Below are 12641 nucleotides of genomic sequence, written 5' to 3'. Positions count from 1 at the left end.
GGCCACCACGTCGCGCCCGCCCGGCACAAGGTCCGCGCGACCATCAGCCTGACCGGCCAGTTCGCCGCGGTGGACGAACGCCAGACGGGCGCCGAGAACCTCCGCATGATGGCCCGCCTGAGCCGCCTGCCGCGCGCGGCGGCCCGCCGCCGCGCCGACGAGCTCCTCGACCGCTTCGGCCTGACCGACGCCGCGGACCGCCTTGTCGCCACGTACTCCGGAGGCATGCGCCGCAGGCTGGACCTGGCGGCGGGCCTGGTCGCCTCCCCCACCGTCCTCTTCCTCGACGAACCGACGACGGGCCTGGACCCCCGCAGCCGCCGCTCCCTCTGGAGTTCCGTCCGCGAACTCTCCGCCGCGGGCGCCACGGTCTTCCTGACCACCCAATACCTGGAAGAGGCCGACGAGCTGGCGCACCGGATCGCCGTACTCCACGAAGGCCGGGTGGCCGCGCAGGGCACCCCGGCCGAACTCAAGTCACGGGTCCCGGGCCACCGGCTGGACCTCACCCTGTCCACCGCCGCCGCCTACACGGAGCTCGCGCCCCGCGCCGTCCGCCACACGCCGCACACCCGCACGCTGGGCCTGCCCACGGACGGCTCGGCCGCGCACGTCCGCGCGCTCCTCGACGAGCTGGACCCCACCCGCTCGGCCATCGCCTCGTTCACGGTCCGCACGGCCACCCTGGACGACGTCTTCCTCGCCCTGACCGACCACAGCAGCAGCAGCAGCGACAGCCGGCCGGAGGCCACCCACCATGTCCGCTGAAACCGCCCTGGCCCTCACCGCCCGCGGCATCCGCCTCAGCCGCCGCAACGTCGACGCCCTCATCACCTCCCTCGCCCTGCCGGTCATGATCATGCTGATCTTCGTCTACTTCTTCGGCGGAGCGATCAACACCGGTACGCAGTACGTCACTTACGTCACCCCGGGCGTCCTCATCCTCTGCGCGGGCTTCGGCGCGGCCACCACCGCGACCACGGTCACCGAGGACATGAAGGGCGGCATCATCGACCGCTTCCGCTCCCTCGACGTGGGCGGCGCCGCGATCCTCGCGGGCCACGTCGCGGCCAGCGTCCTGCGCAACGCCCTCTCCACCGCCCTGGTGCTCGCCGTGGCGGTCGCCATCGGCTTCCGCCCCACCACGACCCCGCTCCGCGCCCTGACCGCCGCCGCGGTCCTCCTCGCCTACCTGCTCGCCCTCTCCTGGCTCTCCGCCGCGGTCGGCCTCCTCGCCAAGTCGCCGGAGGCGGCGGGCGGCTTCACCTTCTTCGTCAGCTTCCTCCCCTACCCCAGCAGCGCCTTCGTCCCCACCGACACGATGCCCACCTGGCTCCACGCCTTCGCCGCCCACCAACCCGTCACCCCGGTCGTCGAATCCCTCCGCGGCCTGCTCCTGGGCACAGACGTGGGCACCGCGCCGTGGGTGGCACTGGCGTGGTGCGCGGGGATCCTGGGGGTGTCGGCGGCGGCTTCGGGGGTGCTGTTCAGGTGGCGGACGGGGTGAAGCCGACGTGGCGCGCGGGGTGAGCCCGACGTGGCGCACGGGGTGGGCTCAAGGCGGCGGGAGGGGCGCCGGGGACACTTCGGCCAGTCGCCACATCCCGTCGAAGTGCTTGACCCAGTGGTCGACGGTCTCCTCGGCCTCGACGGTGCCCTCCTTGCGGGAGCGGACGTGGAGGTTGGTGTCGAAACCCTTGGGGTCGTAGATCTCCCGACCCAGTTCGTGGTGGCGCTGACGCGTCGTCACGTCGTACAGGCCGTGGAGCACCACCTTGCCGTTGAGGATGCAGACCTTGTCGCGCGGGATGCCACGGAAGCGCCGGTACTCGAAATGGGCCTCCACCCGTCCCACCATCGCGAACTGCTCGGCCAAGCCCTGAAGTTGCTGCTCGTAGTCCCGGCACGAGCGCGCCACCCGGGCCCGGAACTCGGGAAGGTCGACCGGTGCGCCGTCCGGGCCGACGGCGGACGGCACGGCCATCTCGACGGAGAAGTCGGGCACCAGAATGCGGATGGTCACCTTGCGGATCTGCCCCGGGGACGACACCAAGGGCTCAAGCCGGTGGTACAACTCGTGGAACAGGGTCTCCCCGGTGTACCCGATGAAGCGGATGCTCACCTCGCGGGCGGCGAACGCGTCCGCCACGAAAGGCCCGAGCTCACGCGTGTTGATCCGCAGCCGGTCGGTGGCCTGCCCGGCGTCGACCAGCTTCTTCAGCAGGTCGTACAGCACGTACGCGACCAGGCTGAAGAGCGCACCCCCGATGAACGCCTTGTCCTGGAGCAGGTCCCCGACGGGCTTCACGAACTGGGCGACCAGCCCGACGACGAAGATCCCCAGGAGCATCGCCCGGATGCCGACCGACTCCACGCGCGCGAGGAACGCCCGCAGGCTCCTGCCCGTATTGCGCCCGCCGCTTCCCCCCGCCACGAGCATCCCCCAACTGCCCTGTCAGCCAAGGCGGTTCACTGGAAATCCCCCCGTGCACCAGGACGGGGGGTCCCATGTTCGCCCCGGGGCAGCGCCAGGGCAAGGTACGGGTTCTGGACCCGGGAGCCTCGCAGCCCCAGCGAGGCGGTGGCCGCCTGGAGCGTCATCGCGTACGAGTCCACGGCGCGGCGCACATTGGGGGCGTCCAGGCTCGCACCGGTCACCAGCCGGTCGAGGTCGATGTAGGCGGAGCGCACGATCTCGATCCACCGGTACGTGTGCACGTCGTGCTCCCAGCCCTGCACGAAGTCCGCGCCGCACCTGCCCAGCACGGTCTGCCAGCGCGTCAGCATCCGCTGCCGGATCTCGACGCTGTGCGGGGTCAGATGGAGGTGGCGCACGAGGTCGTAGAGCGGATCGCCGACCATGGCCATCTCCCAGTCGATGATGGTCAGTTGGCCGCGTACGGACCCCCGGATGAGGTTCCAGGGGTTGAGGTCGCCGTGCAGCAGGACCGGGGTCCGGGGCCGGACCGTCCGCTGGGCCAGGATCTCCTTCAGTCGGAGTGCGTTGGGCAGGCCGAGCACCCCTGCCAACTGGAGCGACTCCTTGGGCAGTGCGCCGACCAGCTCCACCAGGCGTTCGCACAGCCAGTGGTAGAAGCCCTCCGGCCCCGTCGTCGGATCGAGCCCCGCGAGGTCCGCGCCGGCCAGTGCCCCGAGCTGGTCGACCAGGTCGTCGGCCTCGCACGGCAGCAGCCCGTCCACCGGATGCTGCGGGGGACCACCGGCCGGCCCTTCGTACGAGTGGATGGCGAACCAGTCCTTCGGCCAGCTCTCTCCCAGCGCGAGCACCCGGGGGACCCGCACCCCGGCACCCGCCATCCGCCCGTTCGCCTCCTCCAGCGCCAGGAGCACCTCGTGCTCCGCCAGGAAACGGGGCTCGCGACGCGTGTGCGAGCTCAGCTTGCGCCGCACCACGACGGGCCGGTCCGCGCTCCGTGCGTGGACCACCGTGTTGAGGTGTCCGGTCCCCTTGAAGACCTGGCGCGACGGTGCCGCCCCCTCTGCCGCCAGGACCTCGTCCACGGCCAACGAGTCGAACCCGGGGGGCTGGACGAACCCGGGATCCGTCACCCGCCAGTGGTTGGGCGGCACCCTGCGGGGCCCGCCCTCCTGGCCGCCGGCCCAGGCCATGTGCCACCGGTAGAGGATCCGCTCGACCTCGGCGCGCTCCGGCACCCCGGCCAGCCGCAACGGTCCACTCGCCACGTCGAGGGCCCGGCACACCGAATCCGTCGCCTCCTCAAGCCCGACGGGTTTCCGGCCGGAACCGAGCAGGCGGGCCGCACGCATCACGTCCGGGTAGACCGACTGCGCCCGTTCGAAGTCGAGGTAGTGGCGCAGGTCGACCTCCATCCCGTTGGCGGCCTCCGGTCTGATCCGGCGCATGGCCTGGAACCAGGCCCGCTTGACCTCCTCCTGCTGGTGCGCCGGGTACTTCATCCGCACCAGGTGGGTGGCCAGGTCGTGCAACGGGTCCCCGTAGGTGGCCAGTTCCCAGTCGACGCAGATCAGCGGCGGGGCCCCGTGGTACGAGAAGATCACGTTGTCGCGGTGCAGATCGGTGTGCAGCAGGCTGAACGGACGGCGCACCATCGGAGGCACCCGCTCCGCGAACTCCAGCATCGCGTTCTCCGGAATGCCGAGCGCCGCGAAGAGCCCGCCGAACTCGGTCCAATTGGCCTGGCGTACGTCCCGGTTGGTGAGCTGGGCCAGCCTGCGCAGGAAGGTGCGGCAGTGTCCGTCGCGCGGCCACTGGGCCGGCAGCGGGGGCAGGTCCTCACGGCGCACCGAGACCATCTGCGCCAGCAGGCCCGCCAGCGCGTCGATGAGCCGGCTGTCGAGGGGCTTGCCGTTGGGGCAGATGGTCGAGAGGGGAACGCCCTCCACATAGCTGTGGACCGCGGAATGACCCCGCTTGGCCAGGCACTGCGGGACGTGCGGCAGCACCCCCTTGAGCGCGTCGAGGATCTGCGACTCGTCCTGCCAGGTCCTGATGACCACGGGGAGCGCCTCGGGGGCCCGCAGCCGCACTTTCACCGACGTCCCCGGGGAACGGTCCACCAGCCGGGCCATGGGCTCGGTCAGCGGCACCCGGAAGTTCCGGTTGTGGAAGCCGCGGGTCATCTCGCCCGTACGGATCGCCTGCGCCACGAACGCGTCGTAGACGTGCACCGAAGTGGGCTTCGGCGCCTGCCGCACGGCCGCGGGGAGATCTCCCACGTAACGCTCCCGCTGGATCACGCACTCGACGGCAGGAATAGGAGGGTCACCCTAGTGGCCACTGGGATGTGTTCGTGCGCCTTCGAATCAGTGATCTTCCCATCGGCGGGTGCGGGGCCTCATATTCCGGCACATCCACGCGACTGGCCGACGGCCGTACGAGCCCTACGTCGCCAGAAGGTCCCACACGGAGTCGAACCATTCCTGGGAGTCGGCCACGAAGAGCGAGCCCAGGGAGCGTTCGTTCGCGTCCTTCTCGTACCGGAAGAGCGCCGCACGCAGACCGAGGACGTCGATGGTGTCCAGTTCCTCGCCGTCGTCCAGTTCGATCCGTCGTTCAACGACCTTGTAGTAGCCCTGGAGCGCGATGGTCCCGTTGAAGAGGTAGAGCTTGGAGTGCGGGGTCAACGGGACCCGTTTGATCTCCACCGACACATCGGGCACCAGCCGGTCCCGCCGCAGCCCTTCCAGATTGACCACGATCAACTTGGAGTGCAGCGCGCTGAGTTCGTGCATGCGGAGCGCCAGCCTGGAATCGGCCGTGCCGTCCTTGGGGCTGGGGTACGGCATCGCCATGCTCTCGTCGGGCAGCATCAGCCGGATCGCGATGCGCCGGGGCGAGATCTCCCCCTCGCGCACCCGCCTCGCCTGGGCACCGAGATGCGTGCTCAGCGTCTCGGCCGTGAGGCTGAAGACGTCGAGCCCGACCTCGTCGGCCCGGAACGCCTCTCCCACCACGGTCTGCAGCAGGCCCGGCCCCGGCGATGCCGAGTGGATCCGCTGCACCTTGATGACCCTGGTGCCGCTCCCCTGCCGCGTCTCGATCCAGCCTTCGCTGACGAGTTCCCTCAGTACGCGCTGAATGGTGTCCCGGGACACCTCGTACCGCTCGGCGAGCTCCCGCTGCGGCGGCAGCAGCGAACCGACGGTGTACGTCCCGTCGGACATGGCGGTACGCAGCGCCGCAACCACACGTTGGAACGCCTCGCCACCACCGACCGGTGCACTCGTCACAGCAAGAACGTACCTCGCCCGCGGCGTTCGCAACCCAATTGCGCTGCACTGGAAGGAAGTTGGAATGATTCGGTTAGTCGATCTGCGGCACCGGGGACCAACCCACCAAGCCAATCAGCCCAATTGGAAGGTTGATGGCCCCAGGGAGGGAACGTTTTCATGCAACTCCTCGGCCTCTTGACCGACGCGATGGCCCAGTCCCGCGAGGTCCAGCTCTTCACCCTCGGCCTCCTCTTCGGTGGCTACTGGTACAGCCAGCGGGCCCGTTGAACGGCCACACACGACCCGTTCAGGCCCGCGGCCCCGGCTCCACGACCAGCAGCAGGACTTCCTCCAGCGAGTCCACGACCGCCTGCGCTCCCGCGTCGCGCAGCCGTGCGACCCGGCGGGCGTCCTTCGCGTACCCCAGGAAGGGGACGCCGGCGCGGCGGGCCGCGTACAGGTCGGACGGGGTGTCGCCGATCATCAGGGACTTGGCGGGGTCGGCGTCCAGCGCGCGCAGGGCCCTGTTGAGGCAGTCCGGGTCCGGCTTGAGGCGGTCGAGGTCGGGGGTGCGGCCGTAGATGTGGTGCTCGAAGCAGCCGTCGAGACCGCGGTCGGACACATAACGGGCCGCCGCCTTCGGGGAGTTGTTGGTTGCGATGGCCAGGGGGACGCCGCGCGCCGACCACTCCCGTATCAACTCGTCGACGTACGGGGTCGGGGCGGCGGACCGGGTGGCACGCAACTCCTCGTCGGTGAGGGCCTCTTCGAGGTCCAGGACGAGCCGGCTCTCGGGATGTGCGACGCCGATCGCGCGCAGCACCGCATGCGGGTCCTGCCGTTCTTCCTCACCCAGCGGCACCTGGAAGCCCCGCCCGGCCAGCCAGGAGATCAGCCGGTCGGCGATGTCGTGCGCCCGGTGCCCGGCGAAGAGCCCGCAGATCGGGCCGTCGAAGTCGAAGAGGACGCAGGTGGCGCCGGTGATCGAGTGCGCTGCCTGCTCGATCACCGGCGCCACCTGTTCGAGGTCTGTGGTCAGGTCGGTCGTTTCTGAGGTCACTAGGAGAGTGTCAGGTCCGACGTGATGGTGTTCCAGAGTGCGTCGAACCAATTTGCGGACTGGCCCACGAAGGCCTTGTCCCGGGGCCCCGCATCCGATTCGAAGCCGAAGAGGACCGCTTCCGTGCCCAGCGCGTCGTACATCTCCAGATTGATCTCCTCGATCTCCTCCTGCCGCTTGGCGACCGTGTAGTACGCGAAGAGCGCCTCGACACCGTTGAGGACGTACAGCTTCAGGGGCGGGGTGAAGGGGAGCGCCCGGAAGGTGACGTTCACGTCGATGCCGTGCGAGCGGCGGAGGTTGCGGAGGTTGTTCCGCAGGACCTGTCCCTGGGCGTTGCGCTGGGTGAGCCAGCGCTGGTGGACCAGGCCCCCCTCACCCGGCCCGACCCCCTTGGGAAAGGCGAGTTCGATGTTGCGTGCGGGCAGCAGGACGCGCACCGTCACGCTGTGCGGCTTGATGCGGTTCTCGTGGATCAGGCGGAGAGGTTCCGCCATCGCCAGCATCAGCGATTCCGCGGTCAGGCTCAGTGCGTCGACCCGGACGTCCTCGGCCGCGAACGCCTGGGTCAGGCGCGGGCCCAGCGCACTGAGGGTCTGCTGCGGCTGACCACCCGCCGGGTCTCCGCCCGCCGACGGGGTAGTCGACGGAGCCGTCGCCGCCACCCGGGCCGGAGCGCCCCTCGTCGCCTCCGTCAGCAGGCCCTCCTCGTGCAGGATGCGCAGGGCCTGGCGGATCGTGCCGCGCTCCACCTCGAACTCTTCGGCCAGCCGGGACTGGGTCGGCATGTGCTCGCCGGTCCTGATGTCGCCTCTTCGGATGCGTTCGCGCAGGGTGTCGGCCACTTCCCTGTGCGAGCGCTTTCTGCCGTTCCCTGAACTGCTTACGTCGCTCACGACACAACGTTACAACTAGCAGCCATCTAGCGGGAGTTGTTGGGATGTTGTTTATGGATCGCGACCAAGTGGGGACAACTTCGGTGTAGTTGGTTGCCACTTGGCAAAGCTGGTTGGCAACCCTGGCAGAGGCAGCGTCGCCTCCCCCGCCATCCGCTCCAGCGCTGCTCCCGAGGGAGGGACCCCCATGCCTGCTCTGCTGCTGCTCTCCGCCGTCGTCGTCATCGGATTCGAGAAGTTCGTCGAGTGGCGCTACGGGGCCCCCGGCGCCATCGGCCTGCTACTGCTCGGCATCGGCGCCAAGGCCAAGAGCCCGGCGTGCGCCGGGGTGGGGGCGACCGTGCTCACCCTGCAAGTGGTCGGGCCCGCCGCTTCGTAACGCCCGGCTTCGTAACGCCCGGCTTCGTAGCGCCCGGCTTCGTGACGCCTGGCTTCGTGACGCCCTCGGACCTACACCTCGGAGGCCAGCGTCAGGTCCTGACTGATCGTGTTCCAGATCGCGTCGAACCACAGCTGCGACTGCTCCACGAACGTCGAGTCCCGCTGGCCGCCCGCGTCCCGGTCGAAGGGGAACAGCATCGACCGCGTGCCCACCGTGTCGTACATCTCCAGCGGCTCGTGGTCGTCGAAGTGTTCCTGCTGCTTCGTGATCATGTAGTACGCGAAGAGCGCTTCCGAGCCGTTCAGCAGGTACAGCTTGACCGGCGGCGTGAACGGGAGCGCGCGGAAGGTGATGTGCACGTCGATGCCGTGCGTACGGCGCAGATTGCGGAGGTTGTGGCGCAGCACCTGGCCCTGCGCGTTGCGCTGCGAGAGCCAGCGCTGGTGCAGCCGGGCGTCGCTGCCGTCCGCGACCGGCGTCGGGAAGGCGAGATCGATGTCGCGGCTCGGCAGCAGTACCCGTACGGTCACCTTGGCCGGTTTGATGCGTCCCTCGTGGATCAGCCGCAGCGGCTCGCCGAAGGCGAGGGTGAGGGAGACGGCGGTCAGGCAGAGCGCGTCGATCTCCACGTGGTCCGCCTGGAACGCCTCCGTGATCCTCGACGCCAGCGCCACCATCGTCGGCTGCGGCGGCGCCGCGTGCGGGGTCAGGGCGGCGGGTGCGTCGTCCGCGACCGTCGCCGGAGAACCCTTGGTCACATTGATGAGCAGATTCTCCTCCTGGAGGATGCGGAGCGCCTGGCGGACCGCGCCACGCTCCACCTCGAACTCCCTGGACAGCTCGGCCTGCGTCGGCATGCGGTCGCCCGGACGCAGCTGCCCGGCCCTGATCCGGGCCCGCAGCGCATCGGCCACTTCTCGGTGCGACCTTTTCCGACCGTTCACGGCAGCGCCAGCTGTGCTCACAACCAGAACACTACAACTTCACGCCATCTAACGGGAGTTGTTGGCGAACCTGGTTAAAAGTTCTTGGGCAGTGGGGACAACTTCATCAGAGTTGGTCACCAACTCCCTCCAGATGGCTCAACTAGGAGTCACGACAGGGATGTTGGCGGGAGACTCGCCAAGCTTCACCACTCGCTCCATCACCCGCTCAGCCACCGCTCAGCCCTCAGGGAGTGATCACCATGCCGTTCGTCGCACTCCTCGCCCTCGGCGTCTACTTCGTAGGCGAAATGGTCCAGGACAAGTTCGGCCTGCTCGGAGTCGCCGCCGTCGGCTTCCTGACCGTGGGCGTCAAGACGAAGAACACCGCCTGCCTCAGCATCGGCGCCGTCGCCCTCGTCATCCTCGGCCAGTCGGCCGTCGGCTGAGCCGGCGCCCCCGCCCCTCGCCGGGGCCGGACCGGGGGCGCCAGGTGCGTCGGCGCACTGGGGGAGCGCCGGCGCACCTACCTCAGAAGCAGGCGCACCCACCTCAGAAGATGTCCGGGCACCAGGGCTCCCGCACCGTCCTGAACAGCCCGTCCACCCGCTCCGCCACCCCGTCCCGCTCCTCCGTCACCAGGCCCAGCGCCGCCATCCGCACCGCCGACCGGCCACCGAGATACAGAGCGCTCAACTCCCTTACGTCCAGGGTCAGTTCAGCACTCTCCGTGGTGGGTGTGCAGACCCCCGCCCCGTCCGCCGAGACCTCCAGCAGGAAGCGGCCCGCGGCGAGGCCCAGCCGGTCCCGCACCTCCAGCACCACCGAGCCGCCGCCCTCGTACGGCCTGGTGTACGTCCGTGCCTCCAGCGCCCGTACCACGTCCAGCACCCGCACCCACAGCCAGTCCGCGCCCGTCACCACCCGTGCCGCACGCGGGTCGGGGAGCAGCTCGGGCAGCAGGTCGTCCGGTGCGCGGTAGCCGGTCCGCACCTTCGCCACCCAGTCGACCGAGCACAGGAAGTGCCACAGGGCGCGCTCGGCCGCCGGGGTCGTGGCGGTCAGGTTGCTCACCTGCGCCGTGTTCAGCGGCTGCTTGCCGTCGCCCCACTTGTCGTCGGAGCGGTAGGCGACCAGCCCCTCCACCTGGCCGCCCCGCTCGGCCGGCGCCCGGTACACGGCGAAGAAGGTCGGCCGGTAGGGGTCGAACGAGTACTCCGCGAGCCCCGTCCGCGACTCCCACCAGGCCGTGTTCCGGTCGATCGCCCCCACCTGGCCCGCCCGGAACCGCTCGTGCAGCTCGGGGCCGATCTTGCGGACGTCCGCCGGGTCCACCAGGTCGATCCGCCCGCCGCACTCCGGGGCCGCCCACCGGGGGTCGAGGCCGGTGCGGTGGGTGTCGATCTCCCACACGGTGGTCGAGGTCGCGTGCCCGAAGCCGTACCGCCCGTAGATCGGGTACTCGGCGGCGATCAGCGTCGCGACCACGTCGCCGCGCTCCTTCGCCTCCGCGAGGTCCGCGCCCATCATCCGGCCGAGGATTCCACGGCGCCGGTGGGTGGGCGAGACGGTGACGCTGGAGACCGCGTTCGCCGCCACGAACTGTCCGCCGGGCACGGTGAGTTGCTGGGCGAAGGAACGGTACGTCGCCACGCACCGCCCCGCCTCGAAGGCACCCCGCGAGCGCGGCAGGTCGGCGCGCGCACGCCGCAGCTCGATGTCCTCGGCCGAGTACGGCTGGGCCATCAGGAAGCCGGTGTTGTTGGCCCGCGCCCAGTCGGCGAACTCGGCCTCGGTGACGGGCCGTACCTCTACGGAATCGGCGGCCGGGGAAGGAGCGGGGTCGGGGACAGGGGCAGCGGGGTCAGCGGCAGCGTGAGCAGTCATCCGCCCACGCTATGCACCCGTTCCTCAGAATGTCGCCCGTATTTCGCCGACCCTGACCGGGCCTCCGAGCAGCGGCGCGTCCGCCATCCTGGCCACCACTTCGCCCTGTACGCCCAACTGCTCCAGCGCCCTGGCCAGGACCGGACCGAGCGCCCGCCCCGACCCGTCGTCGATCTTGAACGCGAGGGCCCGGCCGTCCGGCAGCGCCACCGCCTGCACGGCCTCGGCGCCCATCTTCGACAGCACGCCGGGCACCTCCCGCATCAGCCAGGTGTCGGGGCGCCGCGTGCCCGCCACGTACTCGGGGTGGGCCCGCATCGCGTCCGCGACCCGGCGCTCGGGGGTGCCCTCCGCCGCGAGCACGAAGTGCCGGAAGGCGCGGGCGAGACCGGTGAGGCTGAGCGCCATCAGCGGGGCCCCGCAGCCGTCCGTACCGATCGCGGTGACCTTCTCCCCGCTCGCGCGCTCCACGCACTCCAGGACCAGCCGCTGGAGCGGATGGGACTGCTCCAGGTACGCCCCGGTGTCCCATCCGTTGAGCCTGCACGCGGCGATCATCGCGGCGTGCTTGCCCGAGCAGTTCATGGTGACCCGCTCGCGGACCTTGCCCGCCGCCAGGTACGCCTCGGCCTCGACGGGGTCCAGCGGCAGGTCCGGCGGCGTCTGGAGATCGCCCTCGGTCAGCCCGTACTCACCGAGCATCTTGCGTACGAGATCGATCTGGAAGCCCTCGCCCGAGTGGCTCGCGGCGGCCAGCGCGAGGCGCTCCCCCGAGAGGTCGAGCCCGGCCCGCAGCACGGCGGCGGCCTGCATCGGCTTGTTGCTGGAGCGGGGGAAGACGGGAGCGGCCACGTCGCCGAGGGCGTGCTCCACGCTGCCGTCGGCCGCCAGAACCACCAGCGAGCCCCTGTGATGGCCCTCGACGAAGCCCGACCTGACGACTTCGGCGAGAACCGGGGGTATGGCGGGGAGGGTGGCGGTGGCGGTGGGGGTCATCGTCGGCTCGGCCTTCCGGACGGGGATCCGCCCCGGGCCCGGCCCCCGGGATCGCCGGGGGTGGACTCAGAGGAGCAGATCGTCTACTTGTGCTTCGCCCTCACGGTACCTGCGGGCGATCTCCGCACTGCAATCGTCCGCGGTCCGCTGGAGCCGCTGCCGCTGCCGGGAAACCTGCTGCTCATAGCCCACGAGCCGCCTCATGCCCGCATGCAGCTCCTGGTCCGTTCGGGCGTCGAGGTCGGACAGCTCGACCTCGGCGAGCATGTCGCCGGCCAGCCGCCGGTACTCCTCGCTGCGCGGTGTGGACAGCGTGACGTGCCGGGCCGACGACCGGTGTGTGGACGGGCTGTCGGTGAGGATCTCCGACAGCCGCTCCAGCACCGGGGACTGCGGCCCGCCCCGCCGGCCCAGCTCGGCCCGCAGGATGTCGATGCGGCCGTGCAGCAGCCGCCGTACGTAACTCAGATCGGCCTCGTCGCGCTGCGCGCCCTGGCGCAGCGTCCGCAGCTCGGGCAGCCTGAGGAGACCGAGATCGGGCTGCGGGACGGCGGGCAGCGCGTCCCGGACGCTCCGCTCGGTACGCGGAGCGGGTGTCCGTGCCGCCTCCACGGCCCCCGCGCCCGCGCCTGCCGCACTCGCCATCTGCATCGGTACGGGACCGGACGGCTGCCCGGTGCCAGAAGTGCTCATGGATTTCCGTCCCCTCGAACGGTGCGGCGCACCGCCTCGACCCGCATCGTGCCACTCCTTCCCGTACCGACGCAGGCACACTGCACCCG

General features: G+C 70.4%; 13 protein-coding genes. 4 read left to right on the top strand and 9 right to left on the bottom strand.

Annotated features, from left to right (window positions below):
* On the top strand, positions 1 to 768 hold a 768-nt coding region (locus ACWGIG_RS09365; RefSeq protein ID WP_453320933.1), incomplete at its 5' end, for an ATP-binding cassette domain-containing protein.
* Positions 758 to 1507 (top strand): ABC transporter permease, encoded by a 750-nt coding sequence (locus ACWGIG_RS09360; protein WP_453320932.1) that lies wholly within the window; start codon positions 758 to 760, stop codon positions 1505 to 1507. The genes ACWGIG_RS09365 and ACWGIG_RS09360, both read left to right, overlap by 11 nt.
* 48 nt (positions 1508 to 1555) lie before the next feature.
* On the opposite strand, the gene ACWGIG_RS09355 is transcribed toward ACWGIG_RS09360, so the two are convergent.
* The 5 genes from ACWGIG_RS09355 to ACWGIG_RS09335 form a co-directional block, all read right to left on the bottom strand.
* Positions 1556 to 2440, bottom strand: coding sequence for a hypothetical protein (locus ACWGIG_RS09355; protein ID WP_453320931.1), 885 nt, complete (start codon positions 2438 to 2440; stop codon positions 1556 to 1558).
* Positions 2441 to 2469: 29 nt separating this feature from the next.
* Complete coding sequence (locus tag ACWGIG_RS09350; protein ID WP_453320930.1) at positions 2470 to 4719, bottom strand: aminoglycoside phosphotransferase family protein; 2250 nt, start codon at positions 4717 to 4719, stop codon at positions 2470 to 2472.
* Between the two features lie 165 nt (positions 4720 to 4884).
* Complete coding sequence (locus ACWGIG_RS09345; RefSeq protein WP_453320929.1) at positions 4885 to 5733, bottom strand: winged helix-turn-helix domain-containing protein; 849 nt, start codon at positions 5731 to 5733, stop codon at positions 4885 to 4887.
* Between the two features lie 289 nt (positions 5734 to 6022).
* A complete protein-coding gene (locus ACWGIG_RS09340) occupies positions 6023 to 6775 on the bottom strand; it encodes an HAD family hydrolase (protein ID WP_453320928.1) in 753 nt (250 codons plus the stop codon).
* Positions 6775 to 7671, bottom strand: a complete 897-nt coding sequence (locus ACWGIG_RS09335; protein ID WP_453320927.1) for a winged helix-turn-helix domain-containing protein — start codon at positions 7669 to 7671, stop codon at positions 6775 to 6777. Before ACWGIG_RS09335 ends, ACWGIG_RS09340 begins: the two co-directional genes overlap by 1 nt.
* A 187-nt stretch (positions 7672 to 7858) precedes the next feature.
* On the opposite strand from ACWGIG_RS09335, the gene ACWGIG_RS09330 reads away from it, so the two are divergent.
* Positions 7859 to 8050, top strand: a complete 192-nt coding sequence (locus ACWGIG_RS09330; RefSeq protein ID WP_362423258.1) for a hypothetical protein — start codon at positions 7859 to 7861, stop codon at positions 8048 to 8050.
* Between the two features lie 71 nt (positions 8051 to 8121).
* Here the strand turns inward: ACWGIG_RS09330 and ACWGIG_RS09325 are convergent, their stop codons facing one another.
* Positions 8122 to 8967: a winged helix-turn-helix domain-containing protein gene (locus ACWGIG_RS09325; protein WP_453320926.1), complete on the bottom strand. Its 846-nt coding sequence runs from the start codon at positions 8965 to 8967 to the stop codon at positions 8122 to 8124.
* 272 nt (positions 8968 to 9239) lie between these two features.
* On the opposite strand from ACWGIG_RS09325, the gene ACWGIG_RS09320 reads away from it, so the two are divergent.
* Positions 9240 to 9425, top strand: a complete 186-nt coding sequence (locus tag ACWGIG_RS09320) for a hypothetical protein (protein ID WP_453320925.1) — start codon at positions 9240 to 9242, stop codon at positions 9423 to 9425.
* 103 nt (positions 9426 to 9528) lie between these two features.
* Here ACWGIG_RS09320 and ACWGIG_RS09315 read toward each other — a convergent pair whose 3' ends face one another.
* The 3 genes from ACWGIG_RS09315 to ACWGIG_RS09305 all read right to left on the bottom strand — a co-directional run bounded on the left by ACWGIG_RS09315 (position 9529) and on the right by ACWGIG_RS09305 (position 12552).
* Complete coding sequence (locus ACWGIG_RS09315) at positions 9529 to 10863, bottom strand: GNAT family N-acetyltransferase (RefSeq protein WP_453320924.1); 1335 nt, start codon at positions 10861 to 10863, stop codon at positions 9529 to 9531.
* A 24-nt stretch (positions 10864 to 10887) separates the two neighbouring features.
* Entirely contained in the window at positions 10888 to 11859 is a 972-nt protein-coding gene (locus ACWGIG_RS09310) for an asparaginase (RefSeq protein ID WP_453320923.1), read from the bottom strand.
* Between the two features lie 66 nt (positions 11860 to 11925).
* Complete coding sequence (locus ACWGIG_RS09305; RefSeq protein WP_453320922.1) at positions 11926 to 12552, bottom strand: RsiG family protein; 627 nt, start codon at positions 12550 to 12552, stop codon at positions 11926 to 11928.
* Positions 12553 to 12641 lie beyond the last annotated feature (89 nt).

It is taken from the genome of Streptomyces sp. NPDC054863 (assembly GCF_053610825.1).
Note: the sequence above shows the minus strand (reverse complement) of the source record. Positions and strands in the feature narration are given on the sequence as shown.

Bases quoted from the DNA above. Each gene is read 5' to 3' on its own strand.
- ACWGIG_RS09355 (WP_453320931.1), bottom strand. From the start codon at position 2,440: ATGCTCGTGGCGGGGGGAAGCGGCGGGCGCAATACGGGCAGGAGCCTG.
- ACWGIG_RS09360 (WP_453320932.1), top strand. From the start codon at position 758: ATGTCCGCTGAAACCGCCCTGGCCCTCACCGCCCGCGGCATCCGCCTC.
- ACWGIG_RS09305 (WP_453320922.1), bottom strand. From the start codon at position 12,552: ATGAGCACTTCTGGCACCGGGCAGCCGTCCGGTCCCGTACCGATGCAG.
- ACWGIG_RS09330 (WP_362423258.1), top strand. From the start codon at position 7,859: ATGCCTGCTCTGCTGCTGCTCTCCGCCGTCGTCGTCATCGGATTCGAG.
- ACWGIG_RS09320 (WP_453320925.1), top strand. From the start codon at position 9,240: ATGCCGTTCGTCGCACTCCTCGCCCTCGGCGTCTACTTCGTAGGCGAA.
- ACWGIG_RS09310 (WP_453320923.1), bottom strand. From the start codon at position 11,859: ATGACCCCCACCGCCACCGCCACCCTCCCCGCCATACCCCCGGTTCTC.
- ACWGIG_RS09315 (WP_453320924.1), bottom strand. From the start codon at position 10,863: ATGACTGCTCACGCTGCCGCTGACCCCGCTGCCCCTGTCCCCGACCCC.